This is a genomic window from Halapricum salinum (genome assembly GCF_004799665.1).
GTDB classification, from domain to species: Archaea; Halobacteriota; Halobacteria; order Halobacteriales; family Haloarculaceae; genus Halapricum; species Halapricum salinum.
Genome location: NZ_CP031310.1, coordinates 3,359,446 through 3,381,925 on the forward strand (window position 1 = coordinate 3,359,446; position 22,480 = coordinate 3,381,925).

Annotated in this window: 21 protein-coding genes; 16 read left to right on the forward strand and 5 right to left on the reverse strand. The window is 64.0% G+C overall.

Annotated elements, in window-relative coordinates:
• Nucleotides 1-28: 28 nt before the first annotated feature.
• The 6 genes from DV733_RS16525 to DV733_RS16550 all read left to right on the forward strand — a co-directional run bounded on the left by DV733_RS16525 (nucleotide 29) and on the right by DV733_RS16550 (nucleotide 6,356).
• The gene (locus DV733_RS16525) at nucleotides 29-1,444 is read left to right on the forward strand and encodes an ABC transporter substrate-binding protein (protein WP_049993069.1); all 1,416 of its coding nucleotides are present in this window, start codon (nucleotides 29-31) and stop codon (nucleotides 1,442-1,444) included.
• A gap of 3 nt (nucleotides 1,445-1,447) precedes the next feature.
• A complete protein-coding gene (locus tag DV733_RS16530) occupies nucleotides 1,448-2,221 on the forward strand; it encodes an ABC transporter ATP-binding protein (RefSeq protein ID WP_049993070.1) in 774 nt (257 codons plus the stop codon).
• Entirely contained in the window at nucleotides 2,218-2,916 is a 699-nt protein-coding gene (locus DV733_RS16535; RefSeq protein WP_049993071.1) for an ABC transporter ATP-binding protein, read from the forward strand. The genes DV733_RS16530 and DV733_RS16535 overlap by 4 nt, the downstream gene beginning before the upstream one ends.
• A complete protein-coding gene (locus DV733_RS16540) occupies nucleotides 2,913-3,944 on the forward strand; it encodes a branched-chain amino acid ABC transporter permease (protein WP_049993072.1) in 1,032 nt (343 codons plus the stop codon). Before DV733_RS16535 ends, DV733_RS16540 begins: the two co-directional genes overlap by 4 nt.
• A 226-nt stretch (nucleotides 3,945-4,170) precedes the next feature.
• On the forward strand, nucleotides 4,171-5,340 hold the full coding sequence (locus DV733_RS16545) for a branched-chain amino acid ABC transporter permease (RefSeq protein WP_394346233.1): 1,170 nt from the start codon (nucleotides 4,171-4,173) through the stop codon (nucleotides 5,338-5,340).
• Nucleotides 5,337-6,356, forward strand: coding sequence for a 3-oxoacyl-ACP synthase (locus DV733_RS16550; protein ID WP_049993073.1), 1,020 nt, complete (start codon nucleotides 5,337-5,339; stop codon nucleotides 6,354-6,356). The genes DV733_RS16545 and DV733_RS16550 overlap by 4 nt, the downstream gene beginning before the upstream one ends.
• A 77-nt stretch (nucleotides 6,357-6,433) precedes the next feature.
• Here the strand turns inward: DV733_RS16550 and ppc are convergent, their stop codons facing one another.
• A complete protein-coding gene (gene ppc, locus DV733_RS16555; RefSeq protein ID WP_049993074.1) occupies nucleotides 6,434-9,133 on the reverse strand; it encodes a phosphoenolpyruvate carboxylase in 2,700 nt (899 codons plus the stop codon).
• Between the two features lie 430 nt (nucleotides 9,134-9,563).
• Between ppc and DV733_RS16560 the strand changes: the two genes are divergently transcribed.
• The 5 genes from DV733_RS16560 to DV733_RS16580 all read left to right on the forward strand — a co-directional run bounded on the left by DV733_RS16560 (nucleotide 9,564) and on the right by DV733_RS16580 (nucleotide 13,498).
• Nucleotides 9,564-10,103 (forward strand): pyruvate ferredoxin oxidoreductase subunit gamma, encoded by a 540-nt coding sequence (locus tag DV733_RS16560; RefSeq protein WP_049993075.1) that lies wholly within the window; start codon nucleotides 9,564-9,566, stop codon nucleotides 10,101-10,103.
• Complete coding sequence (locus tag DV733_RS16565) at nucleotides 10,100-10,393, forward strand: 4Fe-4S dicluster domain-containing protein (protein ID WP_049993076.1); 294 nt, start codon at nucleotides 10,100-10,102, stop codon at nucleotides 10,391-10,393. Before DV733_RS16560 ends, DV733_RS16565 begins: the two co-directional genes overlap by 4 nt.
• 1 nt (nucleotide 10,394) lies before the next feature.
• Nucleotides 10,395-11,630: a pyruvate ferredoxin oxidoreductase gene (locus tag DV733_RS16570; protein ID WP_049993077.1), complete on the forward strand. Its 1,236-nt coding sequence runs from the start codon at nucleotides 10,395-10,397 to the stop codon at nucleotides 11,628-11,630.
• Nucleotides 11,627-12,586: a pyruvate synthase subunit PorB gene (gene porB, locus DV733_RS16575; RefSeq protein ID WP_049993078.1), complete on the forward strand. Its 960-nt coding sequence runs from the start codon at nucleotides 11,627-11,629 to the stop codon at nucleotides 12,584-12,586. Before DV733_RS16570 ends, porB begins: the two co-directional genes overlap by 4 nt.
• 108 nt (nucleotides 12,587-12,694) lie before the next feature.
• Nucleotides 12,695-13,498, forward strand: coding sequence for an alpha/beta fold hydrolase (locus tag DV733_RS16580; protein ID WP_049993079.1), 804 nt, complete (start codon nucleotides 12,695-12,697; stop codon nucleotides 13,496-13,498).
• 69 nt (nucleotides 13,499-13,567) lie between these two features.
• Here DV733_RS16580 and DV733_RS16585 read toward each other — a convergent pair whose 3' ends face one another.
• Both DV733_RS16585 and DV733_RS16590 read right to left on the reverse strand, forming a co-directional pair.
• The gene (locus tag DV733_RS16585; protein WP_049993080.1) at nucleotides 13,568-14,080 is read right to left on the reverse strand and encodes a hypothetical protein; all 513 of its coding nucleotides are present in this window, start codon (nucleotides 14,078-14,080) and stop codon (nucleotides 13,568-13,570) included.
• Between the two features lie 265 nt (nucleotides 14,081-14,345).
• On the reverse strand, nucleotides 14,346-15,083 hold the full coding sequence (locus DV733_RS16590; protein ID WP_049993081.1) for an HFX_2341 family transcriptional regulator domain-containing protein: 738 nt from the start codon (nucleotides 15,081-15,083) through the stop codon (nucleotides 14,346-14,348).
• Nucleotides 15,084-15,192: 109 nt separating this feature from the next.
• On the opposite strand from DV733_RS16590, the gene DV733_RS16595 reads away from it, so the two are divergent.
• From DV733_RS16595 to DV733_RS16605, 3 genes are all read left to right on the forward strand, one after another.
• Nucleotides 15,193-15,792 carry an arsinothricin resistance N-acetyltransferase ArsN1 family B gene (locus tag DV733_RS16595; protein ID WP_049993082.1) on the forward strand — a complete coding sequence of 200 codons (600 nt, stop codon included), beginning with the start codon at nucleotides 15,193-15,195 and terminating at the stop codon, nucleotides 15,790-15,792.
• Nucleotides 15,793-15,854: 62 nt separating this feature from the next.
• Nucleotides 15,855-16,457, forward strand: a complete 603-nt coding sequence (locus DV733_RS16600) for a DUF420 domain-containing protein (RefSeq protein WP_049993083.1) — start codon at nucleotides 15,855-15,857, stop codon at nucleotides 16,455-16,457.
• A gap of 52 nt (nucleotides 16,458-16,509) precedes the next feature.
• The gene (locus tag DV733_RS16605; protein WP_049993084.1) at nucleotides 16,510-17,565 is read left to right on the forward strand and encodes an ATPase domain-containing protein; all 1,056 of its coding nucleotides are present in this window, start codon (nucleotides 16,510-16,512) and stop codon (nucleotides 17,563-17,565) included.
• Here the strand turns inward: DV733_RS16605 and DV733_RS16610 are convergent.
• Together DV733_RS16610 and DV733_RS16615 are read right to left on the reverse strand one after the other, a co-directional pair.
• The gene (locus DV733_RS16610; protein WP_049993085.1) at nucleotides 17,560-18,831 is read right to left on the reverse strand and encodes a heptaprenylglyceryl phosphate synthase; all 1,272 of its coding nucleotides are present in this window, start codon (nucleotides 18,829-18,831) and stop codon (nucleotides 17,560-17,562) included. The genes DV733_RS16605 and DV733_RS16610 overlap by 6 nt on opposite strands.
• Nucleotides 18,832-18,904: 73 nt before the next feature.
• Nucleotides 18,905-20,104, reverse strand: coding sequence for a hypothetical protein (locus tag DV733_RS16615; protein ID WP_049993086.1), 1,200 nt, complete (start codon nucleotides 20,102-20,104; stop codon nucleotides 18,905-18,907).
• A gap of 158 nt (nucleotides 20,105-20,262) precedes the next feature.
• Between DV733_RS16615 and DV733_RS16620 the strand changes: the two genes are divergently transcribed.
• On the forward strand, nucleotides 20,263-21,543 hold the full coding sequence (locus DV733_RS16620) for an FG-GAP repeat protein (RefSeq protein ID WP_079979380.1): 1,281 nt from the start codon (nucleotides 20,263-20,265) through the stop codon (nucleotides 21,541-21,543).
• A 90-nt stretch (nucleotides 21,544-21,633) separates the two neighbouring features.
• Complete coding sequence (locus DV733_RS16625) at nucleotides 21,634-22,470, forward strand: aldo/keto reductase (protein WP_049993088.1); 837 nt, start codon at nucleotides 21,634-21,636, stop codon at nucleotides 22,468-22,470.
• Nucleotides 22,471-22,480 lie beyond the last annotated feature (10 nt).

The following is a 22,480-nucleotide window of genomic DNA, read 5'->3' on the forward strand; positions in this document are numbered from 1 at the left end:
GTCTTTCGTTAACATTGGTTAGTACGTCATGGCAGACAACAACGTAACACGGCGGCGAGCGCTGCAGGCGCTCGGTGTCGCGGGGTTCGCCGGCCTGGCCGGCTGTGGTGAAGAGACGGGACCGGGAGGAGACGACGATGGCAATGGAAACGGAGAGACAGATCCGATGACTACCGAAGGAACACGAACGCCGCAGGACGTCTCGGGAACGATCAAGATCGGTGTCCTCCAGCCGCTGACCGGGGACCTGCGATACTACGGTCAGCAGAGCGTCTGGGGGTTCCTGTCGGGACTTGCCTACAAAGGCGATTCCGAACCGCCGGGCGACATCAGCGCCGGGACGATCACGATGGACGTCGGTGACGTCACGTACGAACTACTCCTTCGGGACACGGAGTTCACGGCAGATATCGCCCAGACGCGAGCGACTGACCTGGTCCAGTCCGAGAACGTCGACATGCTGTTCGGCTGTTCGTCCTCGGGGGCGGCGACGCGGGTCATCGATACCGTCGTCAGTGCCACGAACGTCCCGTACATGGCCGGTCCTGCGGCCTCGGCAGACATCACGTCCAACAACGAGACGTGTCGCGATATCGTCTTCCGCGCGAGCGAGAATACGGCGATGGACGCCCGGAGTGGCGGCCAGTACGTCGCCGAGGAGACAGACGTCGAGAACGTCTACCTGTTCGGTGCCGACTACAGCTTCGGGCGTGCCGTCGTCAACAACTACGAACAGGTGCTGGCGGCCAACGGCGTCAACGTCATCGACACGCGGTTCGTCGAGCGGGGTTACTCAGACTGGGGGCCCCTGCTCGACAACGCCGAGGAGGCCGGCGCGGACGGCATCGTCGGCGGGTTCACCGTCGCCACGCTCCCGCAACTGTTCACGGCGTTCCTGACCGGGGACTACAGTTTCCGGGCGTTCGGTGGGTTCGCGACCCTGATCACGAACACCGTCGTCGGTGAGACGATGCAGAACGCCCTCGGAGAAGACCTGACGGCCCAGGACATCCGCGACGCGAAGCTCGGGCCGTTCACGACGCGGTATCACTGGAACCAGTACGACAACCCGATCAACGATGCGTTCGTCGACACGTACACCAGCACGTACGGGATGGTTCCCGACCTCTTTACCTCGGGGACGTTCACCGCGGCGTCGGCGATCCATCAGGCCGCCCGGTACGGCGGCTCGCTCGAAGGTGCCGATATCGCGAGCGAACTCCGCGGGATGACCGTCAGAGACACGCCGAAGGGGGAGAACGGCTACACCTTCCAGACGTACAACAACCAGATCCGCTCGGAGATGACGGTCGCCGATCCGATTCCGACGACCGACGAATGGGCCGACGCCTGGAGCGCAACGATCATGCCCGGCGAACCCCGCGTCCGGATCAGTGGCGAGGACGCGACCATCCCCGAAAGCGACGTCTCCTGCTCGCTGTAAGCTATGCTGCAGACGAGCGGACTCACGAGACGATTCGGCGGACTCGTCGCCGTCGACGACGTCGACTTCTCACTCGGCGACGAGCTGTGCTCGCTCATCGGTCCCAACGGTGCCGGGAAGACGACGTTCTTCAATCTCCTCACCGGGGCCCTGGAGCCGAGCGACGGCACGATCGAATTCCGCCGAGACGACGAGTGGCTGGACATCACGAACGCCTCGCCACACGAAACGGCTTCGCTGGGCATTCACCGATCGTACCAGCTCACGAATATCTTCCCGACCAGCAGCGTCTTCGAGAACGTCAGAGTCGCCGCCCAGGCGGCCGACAGCGGCCGGCGGAGCTTCTGGCGCAACGTCAATCACTTCGAGCGATATCGCGAAGAGGCCTACGACATCCTCGAGCGCGTCGGCCTCGCCGAGCACGCAGAGACGCCAGCGAACGCACTCAGTCACGGTGCCAAACGCCAGCTCGAAGTGGCGATCGCTCTCGCCGGCGATCCCGACGTTCTCTTGCTCGACGAACCGAACGCCGGGGTCTCCTCGGAGAGCGTCGGCGACATCATCGACCTCATCGAGGACGTCGCCGGCGACCACGCCGTGCTGCTGGTCGAGCACAACATGGACGTGGTGATGCAGGTCTCGGACCGCATCGTCGTTCTCAACCAGGGCGCGGTCATCGCTGACGACGAGCCCGAATCGGTACGCAACGACCCCGCAGTGCAAGAGGCCTACCTCGGTGGGTACACACCCGGGGATCTCGCGGAGGGGAGTACATGACGTTGCTCTCTCTCACAGACGTCCACACGTACTACGGCGAGAGCCACATCCTCGAGGGCGTCTCTCTCGAGATCGAGGCGGGCGAAGTCGTCGCCCTCGTGGGGCGCAACGGCGTCGGGAAGACGACGACCATCCGGACGATTCTCCAGCTGACGCCGCCACGCGAGGGGACCGTTCGGTTCAAGGACGAAGAAATCGCGGGCGAAGAGACTCACGAGGTCGCCCGTCGCGGTATCGGCTGGATTCCCGAGGACCGGCGGATATTCACCCAGTTGAACGTCGAGGAGAACCTCCGAGTCGCGGTCCCCGACCGTGACGCGCTCCGGCCGGCACTGGAGATGGCATACGACGCCTTCCCGATCCTCGAAGAGCGTCGCGATCAGCGAGCCGGGACGCTCTCGGGCGGTCAACAGCAGATGCTCTCGCTCGCGCGCGGGCTCGTCGGTGAGAACGAACTGCTACTGGTCGACGAACCGAGCGAGGGACTCGCGCCACAGGTCGTCGCGACGGTAGCGGAGTCGCTCGCCGAGGCGGCCACCGACACGTCGATGCTCGTCGTCGAGCAGAACCTGCCGCTGGCGCTCGACCTCGCGGATCGGTTCTACGTGCTCGACAACGGTTTGATCGTCGACGAGGGATCGACCGACGAAGTCTCGGCCGACAGCGAACGCCTCAGGAGGTATCTCTCTGCATGATCGACGCCACGCTCTTCACCGCGGAAGTGGTCCCACTGTCGATCGTCGACGCGTTCGTCGAGTTCCTCCACCCCTCGGAACTGGTCGGCGTCCTCGTCGACGGGCTCTCGAAAGCAGCCATCTACGCCATGATCGCTGGCGGGTTGACGCTGATCTTCGGACTGATGGGCGTGCTCAACTTCGCGCACGGCTCACTGACGATGGTCGGCGCATACCTCGGCGGGGCGATCATGGTCCTGTCGGTGAGTTCCGCCACCGGACCGATGACCAGGCTCGCGTTCTTCTTCGTCGGCATCGTCGTGGTATTCGGCGCGCTTTCGGCAGTCGGGGGCGCGCTCGAGATATCGCTCATCCGACGCCTTTACGATCGTCCCCCCATCGCACAGATCCTGCTGACGTTCGGCCTCACGCTGATCATCGACGAGTTGATGCGGATCGTTCTCGAGTTCTACGACCTCCAGCCGCGAGCCGACTGGATCGCCGCCTGGGGAACCAAGCCGTGGTTCCTCTCACAGCGGCTGTCGATCGGCCCCGTCGACGTCAGAGGGCTCGCGCTGTTCGAGATTCTGATGGGCGTCCTGACGGTCGGCGCGATCTGGGCCTTCCTCACGCGGACGCGCTACGGGCTGTTCATCAGGGCCGGCAGCGAGGACAGCGAGATGGCGTCCGCACTGGGAATCGACGTCCGACGGGTGTTCACGGTCGTCTTCGCGATGGGGACCGGCGTCGCCGGCGTCGCCGGGATGCTCCTGATGTGGGACACCCTCTGGGGTGCCAGCGTCCCGCTCGGCGCTGAGACGCTGTTGCCGGCGTTCGTCGTCGTCATCATCGGCGGCCTCGGAACGTTCCGCGGGACGGTCGTCGCGGCGTTGCTGGTCGGGATGGTCGACGCCGTGATGACGTGGTGGTTCGTAAACGAGATCAGGTTCACCGGGTTACCCGAACTGACGATCTTCCTGATCCTGGTGATCGTCCTGATCGTCCGCCCGCAGGGACTGTACGGCGTCGAGGGGGTGGGCGGCCATTAGCGACGATGCCCCGCCCGAAGACGCCCCCGAGGCGTCCGGGTCCGACGAAACCGCGGCCAACACCGGCGGTACTGATCCCGTCCCTGACGGAGCCGTGGCGACTGCAGACGACGAGCACACGCGTGCGGAACAAGGGACGGGCTGGCGCTCGTCCTGGCCCGCCCGGTACGCCCGGGATCACGCCATTCACCTCGCGGTCGTCCTGCTGTTCGCCTGCTATCCCGGTATCTATCACGTCGCCACCACCTCGCAGTTCGGACTGGTCTTCGAGTCGTTCTTGCCGCAGGTTCAGACGATGACGCCGATCCTGTACTTCGGCCTGTTCGCGATGTCGTTCGACTTCATCTCGGGGTACACCGGGTACCTCTCGTTCGGCCACGCGGTCTTCTACGGCACCGGCGCCTACCTCGTGATCGTCATCGCCAACGGGAAGATCCCGCTGCTGGCCGCGGGGACGCCGTTCATGATTTCGGTCGTACTGGCGGCGGTGCTGGCGGCGCTCATCGCGGTCGCGATCGGCCTCGTCTCCTTCCGACTGACGGGCGTCTACTTCGCGATGATCACCCTCGGCTTCGCACAGGTGTTCTACGTCTTCATCCGCGGTTGGGACTGGGTCGCGACAGCGCCGCGAGACGGGCCGTCCGTCTCCTTCGGGACCCACCCCGAAGGATTCAGGATCGGGATCCCCTACGTCGACGGCGCCAGCTACGCGATCGGGCGGCTGTACGGCTCCGGGCTGGAGGGCTTTCTCGGTCTGTTCGATCTCTCTACCACTGTCGTCTCCTTCTACATGATCGGGCTGGTCGTACTCGTCTGCTATCTCGCGATGCAGCGGATCATCCACTCCCCGTTCGGCAGGGTGATGATCGCCATCCGCGAGAACGAAGAGCGCGCCCGTGCGATCGGGTACAACACCTTCTACTACAAGCTGGGCGCCTTCGCGATCAGTGGCGCGTTCGCCGGCGTGGCCGGGGCCCTGTTCGCGGGCTACAGGCGATCTGTCACGCCCGAGAACACCTTCTACTTCCTGACGACAGGGGACGCGCTCCTGTCGAGCATCATCGGCGGGCTCGGCACGCTGGCCGGGCCGCTGTACGGCCGGTTGTTCGAACAGGGCCTCGACGAATTCCTCTCGAAGGGGAGCGAGGGCGGCGGCCTGCTCCCGATGTTACAGGAGTACCTCAGCCGGTCGATTCTCGAGACGAACGCGCTCGGCCTGACCATCGAGGAGATGATCGACGCGTTCATCAACGGCCGTGCCAGCCTCTACGTCGGCATCGTCTTCGTGCTGTTCGTGCTGTTCGTCCCCAACGGGCTGCTGGGATCGCTCCGCGAGCGGGTCGGCGGTCCGATCGCCAAACTCCCCGGACGGCTCTTCGGCGGTGAAAAGCCGTGAGTGTCGGGGTGACTGGCCTGGGAACGTATCTTCCCGAACCGACGCTGTCGGCCGAGGAGATCGCAGCCCGGAGTGACGTCCCCCAAGAGGTGGTGCGCGAGAAGATGGGCGTCGAACGTAAACACGTCTGTCCGCCGGACGGCGAACACGTCACGGACATGTGTGTCGAGGCCGCGGCGGCGGCTCTCGAGGAGTCGTCCCTGTCGGCTCACCAGCTCGATTACGTGCTGTACCACGGCAGCGAGTACAAGGACTACGTCGTCTGGCCGGCAGCCGCCGCTATCGCCGAGCGGATCGGCGCACAGACCGCCTTCGCCACCGAGAGTTACACGCTCTGTGCCGGCGCACCCATCGCGATTCGAACCGCGGCGGCGATGCTGACAGCAGATTCGCCCCGGAGCGCACTCCTCGTGAGTGCCAGTCGCGAAGAGGACCTGGTCGACTACACCGACCCGGACGCCTCGTTCATGTACAACTTCGGCAGCGGGGCCAGCGCGATGGTGCTCGAATCCGACCCCGACGACCGCCTGGCCACAGTCAGGTCGAGCGCCGCCCACACCGACGGGAGTTTCGCAGACGACGTCGTCATGCCAGCCGGCGGAAGCCACAACCCGCCCAGCGAGGAGACAGTCGCCGCGGAGGAGCACACGCTGACGGTTCCGAACTACGAGTCGATGAAAGAACGACTCGCGGAGGTGACGCTGGCGAACTTCACCGACGTCGCGGATACGGCCCTGTCGCGGTCTGGATTCGAACGAACTGACGTCGATCTGCTGGCGCTGACGCACATGAAACGGTCGTTCCACGAGACCCTCGTGGACGTCTTCGACCTCGGACCAGACGAACACGTCTACCTCGAAGAGACCGGGCACGTCCAGTCCGTCGATCAGGCGCTGGCGATCGAGCGAGCACGGGAATACGGCTGGCTCGGAGACGGCGACGTCGTGCTCTGTCTGGCCGCCGGGACGGGCTACACCTGGTCAGCGACGGTCATGGAGTGGGAGACCCAGGTCTGACGGCCGAGATGAGCGTCTCTGACGGACGTCTGAATCCGAAATTCCATCGCAGAGAAACAGGCGACGAGAACTGACTTCTATCCGGTGTTTTTCATCCCGGCGGCGATGCCGTGGACGGTCAGCCGAAGCGTCCGTTTTTCGGTCTCGGTGAGGTGGCTCTGGGCGAGCAACCGGGTCTGCAGGAGGTTCAGCGGGTCGACGTACGGGTTACGCCGCTCCATGTTCTCTTCGAGCCACGCCCGCTTGACCAGACTATCACGGCCGGTGATCTCCTGGACGATATCGACTGCGTCCTGGTACTCCTCGCGGATGCGCGAGAAGATTCGTTCCTGCAAGTCCTCGTCGGCGAGGGCAGCGTACTCCTCGGCAATCTCCATCTCCGTTCGCGCGAGCGCCAGCGCGGCGTGGTCGAGCATGGTGTTGAAGAACGGCCAGTTCTCGTACATCTCCCGCAGCGTCTCGATGTCGCCGCCGTCGTCGAGGTAGGCCTGCAGTCCCGTCCCCAGCGAGTACCACCCTGGGACGATACAGCGCGACTGCGTCCAGGAGAACACCCACGGGATCGACCGCAGGTCCTCGACGTTGCGCTCCTCACTTCGGGAGGCCGGCCGAGAGCCGAGGTTGAGGTTCTCGATGACGGTGATCGGCGTCGCCTGCTCGAAGTATGTGACGAAGCCGTCAGTGTCGAGGAGGCCGCGGTACTCCTCGCGGGCGGCTTCGGCCGAGGACTCGAAGGCGTCCATCCACTCCTCGGGCACTTCCTCGACAGGCTCCTGTAGCGCGTTGTGGCGCGCTTTCACCTGCGCGTTGAGCATCTGTTCGAGGTTGCGCTCGGCGATGTTCTCGTTGGCGTACTTCTCGGCGATGGCTTCGCCCTGCTCGGTGAACTTGATCTGGCCCGTGCAGGTCTCGTTGGGCAGCGCCAGCATCGCCTCGTGCATCGGGACGCCGCCGCGGGAGATCGACCCACCGCGGCCGTGGAACAGGCGCATCTCGACGTCGAAGTCGTCACAGATCGCCGCCAGCCGTTTCTGGTTGCGGTACAGCGACCAGTTCGCCGCGAGGAAGCCGTTCTCCTTGTTCGAATCGGAGTAGCCCAGCAGGATCTCCTGGGTGTTGTTCCGGGCCTCCAGCGCCTGGGCGTAGGCCTCGTTCTCGAACAGCGTCCCCATGATCCGGCGCGCACCGGAGAGGGCGTATTCGGTCTCCAGCAGGGGAACGATGTCGAACCCACAGTAGTTCGGGAGGTCGACGATGCCGGCCTGGTCGCCGAGGAACAGCACCTCCAGTGCGTGACTCGGCTCTTCGAACCAGCTGATCGCGTAGGTGTCGATCGCGTCGACGCCGTACTCTTTCTGCCACTCGGCGGTCTGCTCGAAGCGGGTCAGCACGCGGGCGGCGTCGTCGCCGAGGCCATCAGTGTGCTCGATGTCCAGCACTGGCTCGTCCTGGAGGATGGCCTCAGTCAGGAACTCCTGGCGTTCCTGTTCGTCCATCCCCTCGTAGTCGATCCCCTCCTGGGCGTCGAGCGCCTGGCTGAGGGCGTTGGTGTGCATCTCTCGGTGGTCACGCAGGTCCATGCTGACCAGCGTGAATCCGAACGTGTCGACCTTCCGGCGAAGCGGGCGGACGTACGCCTCGGAGATGTCCTCGCCGCCGTGTTTGTGGAGGCTCTCCTCGATGACCCGCAGATCCTCCATGAACTCCTCCTCGTCGCTGTAGCCGCCCTCGCGGACGTCCGAGACCCGGAGGATCGACTCGCGCATCAGCTTGAGTTTCTGCCGGTAGGGTTCGTCGGGATAGCGCTCTTTGGCCTCGGCGGCGACGCCGGGCAGGCGCTGTTTGTGCGGCTCGAAGCGCTCCTCGAACTCCCCGGTGACCGACACCTGTGAGGCGTCCTGGGTCAGCACGCCCGAGAGTTCCTTGAGCTTGTCTCGGTAGAGCTGGAGGACGGTTTCGCGCTGACGATCCAGCGTCTCGGCCGTGACTTCGGGGGTCACGAAGGGGTTACCGTCCCGGTCGGAGCCGGCCCACGACCGGAACTCGTAGAGTTTGGGGACGTCGACGTCGGACTCGTAGGCGTCGTCGAGCGCCGATTCGAACTCGTCGTAGATCCTGTCGATGATCTCGAAGAGGACGTTCTCGAGATACCACTGGACGTTCAGCGCTTCGTCGGTGACCTCCGGGCGGCGCTCGCGTACCTGCGGCGTCTGCCAGAGGCTCGTGACCTGCGCGCGAACCTCGCGTTTGATCCGGTCCTCCTCGCGGTCGGTCAGTCGAACCTCGTCGAGTTCTTCGAGGTCGCCCGCGATGTCTCGCAGCTTGGCCTTGACCGTCTTCCGGCGGGCTTCGGTCGGGTGTGCGGTAAAGGTCGGCTGGATCAACACGTCTTTGAGGATGTCTTCGAGCGCGTCGGGCGAGACGTCGTTGTTCTTGAAATACTGAGCGGCCTCGCGGACGCTGTCGTCGAGCGTCTGCTCCTGGGTCCCCTCGCGGATCTCCCGGACACGTTGGCGCTCTTCGGCTAGATTGATAAGTTCGAAGTAGGTAGTAAAAGCCCGAGCGACGACGTCCTGTTTCTCCGGCGAGAGACGGTCCAGTGTGTCGTGGATGGGGTCGCGGGAGTCGGCTTCCCCGCGGCGGTAGTTGATCGCTGCGTTGCGGATCGTCTCCACCAGATCGAACGCCTCGTCCGAACTCTGGTGTTTGATCACGCGGCCCAGCAACTCACCCAGCTCACGCACGTCCTGATTTATTTCTCTGGCGTGTAGACTCATGCCACTGCGTCTCAGTCCCACTGCCGAGTGTAAAACACTAGCGGAACAGGGTGGCCGTAACCGGGAGAACGTTTGTGATAGATACGCTGTCAATCCCCTTATATAAGGGGGATCTGGTGCAGACGAAACCTGTGTTGAGAGTCCAATGTGAGACCCGGAAACGCGCGACACCTGAGACTGACTATCGATACGGCGAGATCCCTAATCAATTATCGAAAACGTTTCAACTATCTTAAACACCCTCTATTTGAGGGCTATAACGGTGTGGTAGTGGGACGAGTAGAGTCGAGTAGGGTACTTCCGGCTGGCAGTGACAGGCGCAGATCAGCGATGTCGATTCCAGCCGGAGAACGTCAGTGAGGATAGGGCCTGTACAGCGTGCGAGACGCTGACTGGTCGTTTCTCACTCCCAGCGGAGGAGGATTTCACAATGTACGCAATCAGGATTCACGGTCGCGGTGGGCAGGGCACCGTGACACTAGCACAGTTGCTGGCACAGGCAGGACACGAAGAGGGGATCTGGACGCAGGCGACGCCATCGTTTGGCGTCGAACGACGGGGGGCACCGGTCGAGGCGTACGTGCGATACAGTGACGAGAAGATCACCGAGCGAAGCCACGTCGAACAGCCGGATTGTGTCATCGTTCAGGACACGAGCCTGCTGGAGTACGTGGACGTGACCGAGGGGCTCGAAGACGACGGCATCCTGCTCGTCAACACGGACGCCGATCCGGCAGCCGTCGACGTCGACACTGACGCCGACGTCATCACCGTCGACGCGACCGAAATCGCGCTGGAGAACCTCGGGCGGCCGATCATGAACACGGCGCTGCTCGGGGCCTTCGCGGGCGCGACTGACAAACTGAGCACCGGGAGCCTCGAGTCGGTCATCACCCGCAAGTTCGCAGGCGAGGTCGGTCGGAAGAACGTCGCGGCCACCACCGACGCGTACACGGAGGTACACGCATGAGCGACACGCAAGACCCATACGAGAACCTGAAGATCACGACAGGCGTCGTCGCGGAACCGAACACGTCCCGTACGAACGAGACCGGCTCCTGGCGGGAGTACAAACCGGTCGTCGATCCGGACACCTGTATCGGCTGTGGCCAGTGTGAGACGTACTGTCCCGATCAGGCGGCCAAGCCGGTCGAGGGCGAGGACTTCTACGCCTTCGATCTGGACTACTGCAAGGGCTGTGGCATCTGTGCCGACGTGTGCCCGACCGACGCTATCGAGATGGTACGGGAGGTGAAATAACATGGCACGAGCGGACCAACAGCACCCCTCGGACGAACAGGAAGTGATGAAGGGGACGTCGGCGGTCGCGAAAGGCGTCATGGCCGCCGACCCCGACGTCGTCTCGGCGTACCCGATCACGCCCCAGACGGGCGTCGTCGAGAAGCTCTCCGAGCTGGTCGCCGACGGTAAACTCGACAGCGAGTTCATCAAAGTCGACAGCGAGTTCAACGCCGCTTCGACGTGTATCGGCGCGTCGGCGGCCGGCGCTCGCGCGTTCTCCGCGACCTCGAGTCAGGGCCTGAAGCTGATGAGCGAACCGCTCTTTACGGCCGCGGGGATGCGCCTGCCGATCGTGATGGCGGTCGCCAACCGGTCGCTGTCGGCACCGCTGTCGATCTGGGCCGACCACACCGACGCCTTCGCGGAACGGGACGGCGGCATGCTCCAGTTCCACGCCGAGGACGTCCAGGAAGCGATCGACCACGTCCTGCTGGGTTTCCGCGTCGCCGAGCAGGTCAACCTACCGGCGCTGTCGAACTTCGACGGCTTCATCCTGACGCACGTCCAGGAACCCGCGAACATCCCGGACGAGACGGAAGTCAGCGAGTTCCTCCCGCCGCGCGATCCCGAGTACACGCTCGATCCCTCGGATCCGAAGACGATGGGCGCCTACGCCCGCCCCGAGCACTGGACGGAGAGTCGCTACGAGATCCAGCGCGCGATGATGGACGCCCGCGAGGTCTGGGCCGACGCTGTCGAGGAGTTCCGCGACGTGTTCGGTCGCGATTACACCGAGTACGGCGGGATGCTGGACACCTACCACGCCGAGGACGCCGACCACATCGTCGTCGCGATGGGGTCGATCGCCGGGACCGTCCGCAACGTCGTCGACGCCTACCGCGAGGACGGCGAGACGGTCGGCATGGTCCGACCCCGCGTGTTCCGTCCGTTCCCGGCCCCCGAACTGCGCGACGCGCTGGCCGATGCCGAGTCGGTCGCCGTCCTGACAAAGGAGATGTCGCCCGGCTACGAGAGCGCCTTCGCCGGGGAGATCAAGGGCGCGCTCTACCACGCCGAGAGCCGGCCCCCCATCAAGAGCTACGTGCTGGGGATGGCCGGGCGCGACGTCAAGCCCGAAGACATCGCGGAGATCGTCGAGGACGTCAAGACGGCGACGCCGCGGATGGGCTTCAAAGAGAGCGAATCGTGGCCGCAACTGCGTCCCGAACTCCTCGAAGGAGGGGATGACCGATGAGTTCCGACCCGCAAGAGCAAGACTACACCGACCGACTCGAACACGACGACGAACTGTGGAACCCGGGCCACCGCGCGTGTGCCGGCTGTGGCCCCGCGCTGGCGATGAAATATATTACTGAAGCTGCCGGCGAGAACACCATCGTCACCAACGCCACCGGCTGTATGGAGGTCGTCTCGACGCCGTATCCCGAGAGCGCCTGGGGGACCAGCTACATCCACAACATCTTCGAGAACGCCGCGAGCGTCGCGGCGGGCATCGAAGCCGCGTACAAGTCCTTCGACCGGCGCGATCCCGATCACCTCGACGTCCAGGACAGCGACGACCTCAACATCATCGCCATCGGCGGCGACGGCGCGACCGCCGACATCGGCTTTCGGGCGCTGTCGGGCATGATGGAGCGCGGCCACGACGTCCTCTACATCATGTACGACAACGAGGCGTACATGAACACCGGCGTCCAGCGCTCCAGCCAGACGCCGTTCGGTGCCGAGACGACCACCTCCCCGGCCGGGAAAGAGAGTATCGGCAACGACACCAACAAGAAGGACATGGCCTCGATCGCCGCCGATCACGGCGTCCCCTACGTCGCGACGGCGACGATATCCAACCCGCGTGACTTCAAGCAGAAAGTCGAGAAGGCCCTGGAGATCGACGGGCCAAAGTTCATCCACGTCTACGCGCCCTGTCCGGTCGGCTGGGGCTTCGACTCTGCGAAGACCATCGACCTCGCCGAGAAGGCCGTCGAGACCGGTCTGTTCCCCGTCTTCGAGATGGAAGACGGCGAGATAACGAGCGTCAACAAGATCCGCGACCGCGAGCCGATCGAGGAGTGGCTCGAACCGCAGGGCCGGTTCAGGCACCTGTTCAAAGACGAGGAGAACGGCGAGGAAGCGATCGAAGAACTGCAGGGGTGGATCGACGGGCGTGCTGAAGACCTCGGTCTAGACGCCTGATCGGGGATTCCCGACGTTTCTTCCGGGACGACTGTCCGACACGTGGGCCCCTACAGGCCCGTCGGTACAACACCTACTGTGAAATGGTCGGCCACCGTTGGTCGAGGTATGCCCACCGCAAACAACGACGGCGTCGCCATCGCCTACGAACGCGACGGACTCGACGACGCAGAGACGATCGTCTTCGTCGAGGGCCTGGGCTACGGGCGCTGGATGTGGCGCTGGCAACGCGCACAGCTGCAGGATCACTACGACCTCCTGCTGTTCGACAACCGCGGGACCGGCGATTCGGCCGAACCTGACGGTCCATACACCATCGGCGAGATGGCCGGCGACCTCGAAGCCGTCCTCGCGGACGCTGGCGTCGAGCGCGCCCACGTCGTCGGCGCGAGCATGGGCGGGATGATCGCCATGCAGTACGCTCTCGAATACGACCGCGCCGCGTCTCTGGGCCTGTTCTGTACGAGTCCCGGCGGTCCCGACGCCGCCCCGACGCCCGAAGAGACTCGCTCGCGAATGTACGACGTCCCCGAGAATCTGGGTGAGCGCGAGGCGATCAAGTACAAGATGGAGCCGGCACTCTCGGAAACGTTTCCCGAGCAGTACGACGACGTCTTCGAAGAGATCGTCGACTGGCGACTCGAATCGGACGCCTCCGAGCAGGCCCGCCAGTGGCAGGGCGCCGCCGTCGAGGCCTTCGACATAAGCGACCGGCTCGACGAGATCACGCTGCCGGCGCTGGTCATCCACGGGACCGGCGACAAGGTCGTCCCACCGGAGAACGGGGAGCTACTGGCCGAGTCGCTACCGAACAGTCGGTATCTGACGCTGCACGACGCGCCACATCTGTTCTGCATCGAGGAGTTCCTGCAGGTCAACGAACACCTCGACATGTTCATCAGGGATGTCTGACCCCGACGAGCCTCCCGAACACCGTCCCGCGAGCCCGCACCGCCCGTCCGCGAGCGCTTCGGAACCTGATCACGCCGGCCGAACGAGCGCCAGGAGCGCTCCGGTCCAGAAGAGTGCGACGATCCCCGCGAGAAACACCGAGTACGAGACGGCACGCACGGGAACAGCGATCGCGTAGCCGACCGGCCGAAGCCCCGGTGAGAGCGTCCGAGCGCCGGCCACCAGCGACGCCGTGTCGTCGTGACTCGGGAGCGCTGTCAGCCCGAACGTGAGGCCAAGCCAGAGCGGCACGAACGCGACGGGCGGATCGAGTCGCGTCGCGAAGAAGAACGCCGCGAGTGCGAGCAGGGAATTGACGACCAGCGGCGCGACGGCGATCGCGAAATCCTGGCCGAACGTCTCGACTGGGTCGTGTTCGATGGTGGCCGCCGACTCTAACAGCGCGAGCGAGGGTCGCTGGCGAATCTCGACGCCAGTCAGTCGACACGCCAGAACGTGCGCGTACTCGTGGCTCAGAATCCCGGGAGCGACGGCGATCGTGATGGCGGCGTTTCCGAGTGCTCCGAGAGCGCCTCCTGTCACGAGAACGTCTGGGCGACGGATCGAGAAGTCACTGTCGAACGATCACACCGAAAAGGACACAGAGGGAAGGCGCGGCAGGCGTCAGCGCGTGGTGACCGCGATGTCAGAGGCACGGCCGGGCGAAGCGCCGCGGGGCACGGGCGGCGGCTCGTTCCACACGCAGGGTGTCACCCCCCTGCCGCATGTAGGTGTAGACAGGGGTAATTGGTAGATACTACTCAGATACTATCAATACTATCAAAACAATCGCAGCTATCGATACAACCTACAACTTGTGTCTGAACGCGTGGAGGACGTTCTCGCCTGTGTCGGTCAGTTCGATCTGTTTCTGCCGCCCGACGGCGTTGACCCCGATGTAACCGTCGTCCTGCAGGGGATCGATGACGTTGGCGTTCAGGAGCGCGAACTTGGCCTTGTCGTTGGCGGGATTGGCTTCGGTCAGGAACGTGAGTTCTGCCTCCTCGGCGAATTCGATGAGGTCTTTCTTCTTTGCGGTGTAGGCCTGGGTGTTGGTCTCGTCGAGGAAGTTCAGGATTGCGACCTGATCGCGCGAGATCGCCTCGATCGGGTAGGACGGTAATTTCTCGTCGTCGACCATCCCCCGGGTGAGCGGTTCCTCGTCGAGGGCGTGGACCTGTTCTTCCGGCTGGACGTAATAGGGCGTCGCGTCGGTCGCCATACAGGCGATGGCAGAGCCGATGTCGGCCAGTTTCGGGCCACTGGAGACGTTCACACGGACGATGTCGCCCGCGTGGTCGGCGGTGATCGTCGTGACCACGCCCATCACGTCGTAGAGATCCTGCAGATCCGCCGTCTCGACGTGGACGTCGACGCCGTCGTCTCGGAGGGTTTCGATCATCTCCTCGTGGTAGCACGTCCGGCCACCGTGGATCGTGTCTTCGAGGAGGTAGACGACGTCCGCGTTGTGTTTGCGAATCGGTTCGACGATACGGTCGCGCTCGTATCCCAGCGGCGCGATGTGAATCTCGTCGATCTGCTCCATGGCTGCCGTGCTCAGTCCGATCGCTTACACTTTTTGGGACGGCTCCGAGATGACTACGGGAATCCTCCCGAGACGATACATAGAAACGTGCGCAAGCGAACCCGGCGACATGAAAATTCGAATCGCTACGACCGACGACGCGGCTGCGATCCGCGAAATCTACGCTCCCTACGTCGAGTCGACGGCGATCACCTTCGAAGTCGAGCCGCCGTCGGTGGCGGCGATGGCCGAGCAGATCGCGGCCGGTGTGGAGACGTACCCGTGGCTGGTCTGTGAGAGCGGTGACGGCGAGTTAGTGGGCTACGCCGCAGCGAGCCAGTTGCGCTCGAAGACGGCCTTCCAGTGGTCGGTCGAGCTGTCGATCTACGTCGATTCTGCCGCCCAGGGTAACGGGATCGGAACGGCGCTGTACACTGCGCTGCTCGATATCCTTGCTGAACAGGGATTTTTCAACGCCTACGTCGCGATCACGCTCCCGAACGAGGCGAGCGTCGCCCTGCACGAGCGCCTCGGCTTCGAGGCGGTCGGGACGTTCCCCGGCGTCGGCCACAAACGCGACGCGTGGCACGACGTCCAGTGGTGGGCCAGGACTCTCGGCGAGCGACCGTCCGACCCCGATCCCCCGAAGCCGTTCGAGACACTCCGAGGGTCGCCAGCGATCGAGCGAGCCATCGACGCCGGGCAGGCCCGACTCGAACAGGGCGAGTGATCGATCCGAAGGTCGACCGCGGATGCCAAGGTAAAAATCGGTGCGGCCCCGAGCGTCGGTCGATGGCTGTCGCCACAGACCTCAAAGAGGGCGTGAAGGCCCGTCCGCGGGCCGTCGCGGCCGTGATTACGGTCGTCGGCTACGCGCTAGTGATGAATGCCTTCGAACAGTTCGTCCCGATCTTCCCGACGATCCCCGAATCAACAGTCAGAATGCTCTCGTCGGTCATCGTCGTCATCAACGCGGCGACGCTGACGACGCTGCTCGCGGGCGTCTACTTCATCAAACAACGCCAGATCGATCGCCATAGAACAGCGATGGTCACGGCGGTCGTTCTAGAATTTGGGTTTCTCGTGCTCTACCTCTGGAAGGTCGGCGGCGGCGGCGAGCTCTACATCCAGGCCACGGGAGCCTTCAAGACCGCCTATCTCGTGATCCTGGCGATCCACCTCGTCTGCTCGGCGCTCGCGGTCCCGGTCGTCGTCTACGCCGTCCTGCTCGGGTTGACGCACACCCCGGCCGAACTGGCCGAGACGGCCCACGCTCGAGTCGGGCGGATCGCCGTGGCCGTGTGGTCGATCAGCCTCGCGCTCGGGATCGTCACCAGCGGGATGCTCCGATACGCTGGCTCAGAGCTCAAGACTGTCGGAATGATCGTCTTCTAGGTTCGTCTCGGAGGCCCGTATCATTTTGACAGCGGGCGTTCTGTGATAGCACATGGCAAGCAACGGGGACGCAAACGAGACAGACCCCCCGACACCCAACAGCGGCGATCAGCGGGGGATCCATCGCTGTGACTACTGTCGACTACCGATCCCACACGACCCGATCGCGGTCGGACACGACGGCTACACCTACGAATTCTGTTCGCAAGCGTGCCGGGAGGCCCTCGAAGACAGTGAGCGAGTGTTCACACAGTATCACGGCCATCGACGCTTCGACCCTGGCGTCGACGCACTGCAGGCCAGCCTCCCGGAGGGAATCCCGCGTAACTCCTTCGTCATGCTGAGCGATCTGGCGGGCACGAGGACGGAAGCGGTCCGGGCCGAACTGGTCTGGCGCGCGCTCCAGCGCGGCGAGCCAGTCGTAGTCGTCTCGCTACTCGAACCACCCGTCTCGCTGTTGCAGTCGTTCGTCTCCCTGGAGTGGAACATCCTGCCGTATCTTGAACGCGACCGCTTGCGCATCGTCGACGGCTTCACCTACCGCGTCGAGGACCACGAGCGGATGGTCGGCCGGATGAACGCCTGGAACAGCCACCTCCGGGCGGTCGCCGCCGAGGCGACGACGACGGTCAGAGATCCAACGGAGATCCGCGAACTCCAGAGCCGGATCGACAACGCGATGGACGACCTGGGCATGCAAGAGCAGGGAATCGTCGTCATCGACTCGCTCACAGAGTTGGGGGCGCTCGTCCAGCCAGTCCAGTCGTACAACTTCGTCAAGGACGTCCGGGCCGACGTCTGCAAGGGTCGGTTCGTCCCCGTCTTCGCGAGCGCGACCATCACGACCGACGAGGAGCGCTTCCCCCACGACCTCGATTACATGGTCGACGGCATCGTCGAGATGCGGCTCAACGAGGAACTGGTCGAAGGCGCGCTCCTCAAGCAACTGCGCGTCCGGAAGATGAACGGCGTCCTCACGTATCCCGAATGGAAGTGCTACGAGTACACCAGCGGCCTCGGCATCGTCACCTTCGACCCGCACGAGGAGATGGAACGCTCCGAGGAGACAGTCGAAGAAGAGACCGTCGACGACAGCGAACGACTATAGTTCGAGACTGACGTGTTTGACCGGCAGGCCGTCGGTCTCGACGTCGTAGCGCGGCCCAGCGAGGTCGACGAGCACGTCTAACAGGTATCCCTCCGCGTCGAGGACCGCGTCGACCGCCGTGGTTCCCGGGAGGTCCGCCTCGCGGAACGCCGTCCGTATCTCCGTGGCCGAACTGGGCTCGTCGGTGTCGAGTTCCTCGAGGACGGACTGCACGGCCAGCCACGTCAGGATCGTCGTCTCGAGATACTCGCGGGCCCGGCCCTCGGGGTTCGAGACGTCGACGATCGTCGAGAGATACTTCGTCGCACTCGCTGCGTCGAGATCGACGTTCGAGTCGATCCACGCATCGACGTCGTCGCGCGAGGCGTCGGGATCGAGGTCGGCAACGACCTGTTCACAGACGTCGACTTCTTCGTCGGCGATCTCGTGGAACACGTTGCCGACGACGACGGCGTCCGCGCCGGCGTCGAGTACGCGCTGAGCGTTCTCACGGTTGTCGAGGCCACCGCCGTACCACAGTCGCGACCACGTGAGACCGTCGCTGACGGCCTCGAGGATATCCTCGGCTTCCTCGCCGCCGAAAGTCCCGGAGTATTCGAGGTAGACGAGTTCGCTTTCGAGGTGCTGTTCGGCCGCCAGCGCGCGCTGTTTGGCCGTCCCCGGATCGAGGAGGTCGTCCTCGGTGACGTTGCTCTCGCGGGCAGCCGCGCTGTCGAGATTCATGATGATGTAGGCCTCGAAGACGGCTTCTCGAAGCATCCACGCGGAGGCGAACTGTGACAGTCGGTCTTCGATCGCGCCACCCGGCGAGATCGGCAGTTTTTCCGCGATCATCTCCGGCGCGAGGTCGTCCTGAATATGTTCGATCCCGGCACCGAGCTGGCCGATGAGTGCGTCGACGTCGCCGTTGAGCACCTCGGGAATGGCCAGGAATTCCGCTTTCGAGCGCGTCTCGTCTGTCACCTGTGTGGGGCCGCTGGGTTCCTGGAAGGCCGGCACCGGACGGTCGGCGACCAGGTCGAGCGTCTCTTCGGTATTCTGGTCGGTAACGTCTCGGGAGCCGCCGACCTCGACGGCGCTCGTGTGCTGGAGGTAGAGCGGGTAGAGCAGCGGGAGCTGTTTCTCGTCTTCCGGGTCGATCTTGGTGATGTGTGTCCAGTCGCCCGGGACCGGGTTGGTATCCAGCGAGAGTAGCGTCCGAGCGGCGATACTCGCCGTGGCTGTGACGTCCTCGACACGCCGGGCGATAGCTGGGAGACTCGTCATTACCGACACGGTGGGTCCCCGTAGTATAAAAGCGTGGCAGATATTGCTCCGTTTCCCGCGTCAGACCCGGGCTTCAAGCCCCTGGGAGGACGTGGGGATCCCCGGAGTGATAGATGTACTCGGTGGCGATCCCGGTCAGCGGCGACTCGCTGTCGGTGGCGTTCTCGCGCGCGAGGTCGAGGTATCGCTCGGTGATCTCCCTGACGCGGCGTGCTGCTTCGCGGTCGGTGTCGGCCAGTACGTACTCAGCGGTGACCGGCGTGAGTTGGCCGTCTTCGAGATCCACACCGTAGTCGTCCACGTCATCGAGCCAGATCTGTGCGCCGATGATCGCCAGCACGATCGAGCGCTTGAACGCCTGGTCGACCGGGAGTCCAGTGTGACGGTACATCTCGATCATCGCGTCGTAGATGACACCCACCCGAGCGTACTGGGTCTTGAGATACGGCAGTTCGAGTTCCGCCTCAGTGAAGACGTCCGTCTCCACGTCGAAGGCGGCCTCGCGATACTCCGCGCGGATGGCCCCGACGGCGTCTTCCTCACCGTCGCGGGCGCGCTCGTAGAGTTCGCGGAATCGCGGATCACGATCCTGGTGGGCCTCCGAGACGTCGACCGCCCAGTCGTAGATCTCCTCGACCTCCGCGGGCAGTGCCGCAAGCGTCTCCGTCAGGTTCGCTTCGAGAGTTTGCTGGGCGACGCGCGCGACCGTCTCGTACTCGTCGGGTTCGATGTGGATCGACACCTCGAAGTCGTCGTACTCCTCGTCGTTGACGGCGTCGCGCATGTCGCCGTCCAGCAGCGCCTCGATGACGACCCGTGTCAGAAACTCCGCGCGGTCGACCAGCGCCTGGGGATTCTTCGGACTCCCCTCCCACGCCGTGGGGTCGTCGGGATCGCGGTAGTCGTCGCTCTCGACGCGGTTGGCGACCCGACCTGCCCAGGTGCTATACGCGACTGGATCGTCGTTGTTGGCCCGGAGCCGGGCCTCACGATAGAGATGGCCCAGCGTCAGCTGGGCGGGCAGGATGAGCTTCGTGTCGTACTCGAAGGTGACCGACTCGACGCCGAACTCCTCGGCGAGAGCGGACTCGATCATCGTGAAGACGTCCTCGACCATCGCTTCGGTGCGATCGTCGACCGTCGACTTCAGTCGGAGACTTTCGAGGTCGAACGCGCCCGAGTGGCCGTAGTAGCCGAAGACGGCGCGAACCGAAGTCGGGAACGCCGACCGATCGGCGAGCCAGCCGGCCGCGGCGCGGAGTGGTCCTGTCATCGTTGTGCCTGGCGAGACGTCGCTCGCTTTGGAAGGTGTCCGGCGGGTCGCATAAAGACGCTTGCCCTTTGGAACAGAAACAAACCAGATCCACCTCGGAGATACTCGAACTATTATTGGGGAGAACACACTTTGTCGTAATACTCCAATACAGATTCATGAACGAAAACAGACGACGGTTTCTCACTCTTGTGGGAGCATCCAGCGTGGGTTGGCTGGCAGGATGCGGCGGTGATGACGTTGGAGAAGACGAGTCACCCAATCCGCCCCAACAGATCACAACACTCACCCCGGGAGCTGAATCCGGGACACAGGATTTCGGAGAGTCAGTTGCGCTGTCGAGCGATAGCTCGACGATCGTCGTGTCGGATTCGAGGCGAGAATACGATACCGGAGCGGCATACGTGTTCGAGCGCTCCGGTGATGATTGGCGTTCCCAGCAGCGCCTCATTCCTGCGGACGCTGAGAGAGGCAGCAATGTGGCTGAGTCGCTCGCCATCTCGGACGACGGCAGGACCGTCGTGGTCGGGGCTCCTTCGATCGGTGGGGCCGACGAAACGCCGACCGAACGGAATGGTTCGGCGTACGTCTTCGAGCGTTCCGATGGCAGATGGGACCGGCAAGCGAAACTGACTGCCGAAGCTGACAGCGAGGACCTCTTCGGCATCTCGACCGCGATCTCGGGTGACAGTTCGACACTCCTCATTGCAGACCCAGGGAGAAACGCCGACGCTGGGGTTGCTTACGTATTCGAACAGTCCAACGAGTCGTGGAACCGACGAGCTACCCTAACCGCCGACGACGGCGACGATCAGGACCGGTTCGGTACTGGACTCTCTATCTCAGAGGATGGATCGACGATCGTTATCGGGGCACCGGGTGTTGAGAGTCCAGACGTGACGGGGACGGGAGCAGCATACGTGTTTGGAAAGATAGACAGAGAGTGGAGTCAACAGACGAAATTAGTCGCCGACGAGAATAGCGTCGGCCGGCACGGCAGTGCAGTCGCGATATCGAGTGACGGGCGGACTGTCATTGTTGGAGCCGATCACGTAGGCGATTCGAGGGAGGGTATTGCGGGGTTCGTGTCCGTATTCGAGCAGTCCGACGAGGAGTGGAACCAGACCGCTACATTCGCTCCTGAAGCCGACGGCAATGGATCGATCGGATCGCTCACAGTCTCTGACGACGGGGGGACGATAGCCCTCGGAGCCCCCGACGGATCGCCTGGCGAAACGAGCGGCTCGGCGTTCCTGTTCGAACAGTCCGAACGAGAGTGGAGGCAACAGGCGACGGTCACCCCACAGGATAGCGACACGCAAACGATCTTTGGCTGGTCAGTCGCAGTCTCGGGCGACGGGACAACGACGCTTGTCGGCGCTCCGAATGGCAGTCCTCCAGAACGAGGCGGTTCCGGGGAGGTCTACGTCTTCCAGTAGCGGCTATCAGAATAGGCCGTCGACTCGTACTTCGTCACCAACACCCACGCTTCAGAACCCCTTAGGTCGTCGCGTACGTCAGTGGAAGTGATGGCAACCGATCAACTCACCCCCGAGAGCGTGCCGCGCGCCCAGGACATGCCGATGCTCGGCCTCGGCACCTGGGAGAACGAGAACCCCGACCAGTGTGCCGACAGCGTCCGCACGGCCCTGGAGATGGGCTATCGACACGTCGACACCGCCCAGATCTACGGCAACGAGGACGCCGTCGGCGACGGGCTCGCCGCCGCGGACGTCGACCGCGAGGAGATCTTCCTCGCGACCAAGATCTGGATCTCGAATCTCGACTACGAGGGCGTTCTCGAGACCGCACAGGAGAGTCTCGACCGCCTCGGCACCGACTATCTCGACCTGCTGTATATCCACTGGCCGGCCCGCGCGTACGACCCCGAAGACACGCTGGCGGCGTTCGACGAACTCTACGACGAGGGGACGATCCGCAACGTCGGCGTCTCGAACTTCGAACCCCATCACGTCGAGGAGGCCCGCGAGCACCTCGACGCGCCGATCTTCGCCAATCAGGTCGAGATCCACCCGCTGCTCCAGCAGACCGAACTCCGGACGTTCGCCGCCGACACGGATCTCGAACTGGTCGCGTACTCGCCGCTGGCACGCGGTGACGTCTTCGACGTGCCCGAGTTGACCGAGATCGCAGAGAAACATGGTGTCAGCGAGCCGCAAGTCAGTCTCGCGTGGCTCCGCGAGAACGACATCACGGCAATCCCCAAAGCCACGAGCGAGGCCCACATCCGGGACAACTGGGAGAGTCTGACGCTGGAACTCGACGAGGAAGACCACGAAAAGATCGCCGGCATCGACCGGACGGACCGGAAGGTCGAACCCGGCTTCGCGCCGGACGCCTGGTAAGGTTCACCTT

Bases quoted from the DNA above. Each gene is read 5' to 3' on its own strand.
- DV733_RS16525 (WP_049993069.1), top strand. From the start codon at position 29: ATGGCAGACAACAACGTAACACGGCGGCGAGCGCTGCAGGCGCTCGGT.
- DV733_RS16530 (WP_049993070.1), top strand. From the start codon at position 1,448: ATGCTGCAGACGAGCGGACTCACGAGACGATTCGGCGGACTCGTCGCC.
- DV733_RS16535 (WP_049993071.1), top strand. From the start codon at position 2,218: ATGACGTTGCTCTCTCTCACAGACGTCCACACGTACTACGGCGAGAGC.
- DV733_RS16540 (WP_049993072.1), top strand. From the start codon at position 2,913: ATGATCGACGCCACGCTCTTCACCGCGGAAGTGGTCCCACTGTCGATC.
- ppc (WP_049993074.1), bottom strand. From the start codon at position 9,133: ATGAGTCTACACGCCAGAGAAATAAATCAGGACGTGCGTGAGCTGGGT.
- DV733_RS16560 (WP_049993075.1), top strand. From the start codon at position 9,564: ATGTACGCAATCAGGATTCACGGTCGCGGTGGGCAGGGCACCGTGACA.
- DV733_RS16565 (WP_049993076.1), top strand. From the start codon at position 10,100: ATGAGCGACACGCAAGACCCATACGAGAACCTGAAGATCACGACAGGC.
- DV733_RS16570 (WP_049993077.1), top strand. From the start codon at position 10,395: ATGGCACGAGCGGACCAACAGCACCCCTCGGACGAACAGGAAGTGATG.
- porB (WP_049993078.1), top strand. From the start codon at position 11,627: ATGAGTTCCGACCCGCAAGAGCAAGACTACACCGACCGACTCGAACAC.
- DV733_RS16580 (WP_049993079.1), top strand. From the start codon at position 12,695: ATGCCCACCGCAAACAACGACGGCGTCGCCATCGCCTACGAACGCGAC.
- DV733_RS16590 (WP_049993081.1), bottom strand. From the start codon at position 15,083: ATGGAGCAGATCGACGAGATTCACATCGCGCCGCTGGGATACGAGCGC.
- DV733_RS16595 (WP_049993082.1), top strand. From the start codon at position 15,193: ATGAAAATTCGAATCGCTACGACCGACGACGCGGCTGCGATCCGCGAA.
- DV733_RS16600 (WP_049993083.1), top strand. From the start codon at position 15,855: ATGGCTGTCGCCACAGACCTCAAAGAGGGCGTGAAGGCCCGTCCGCGG.
- DV733_RS16605 (WP_049993084.1), top strand. From the start codon at position 16,510: ATGGCAAGCAACGGGGACGCAAACGAGACAGACCCCCCGACACCCAAC.
- DV733_RS16610 (WP_049993085.1), bottom strand. From the start codon at position 18,831: ATGACGAGTCTCCCAGCTATCGCCCGGCGTGTCGAGGACGTCACAGCC.
- DV733_RS16615 (WP_049993086.1), bottom strand. From the start codon at position 20,104: ATGACAGGACCACTCCGCGCCGCGGCCGGCTGGCTCGCCGATCGGTCG.
- DV733_RS16620 (WP_079979380.1), top strand. From the start codon at position 20,263: ATGAACGAAAACAGACGACGGTTTCTCACTCTTGTGGGAGCATCCAGC.
- DV733_RS16625 (WP_049993088.1), top strand. From the start codon at position 21,634: ATGGCAACCGATCAACTCACCCCCGAGAGCGTGCCGCGCGCCCAGGAC.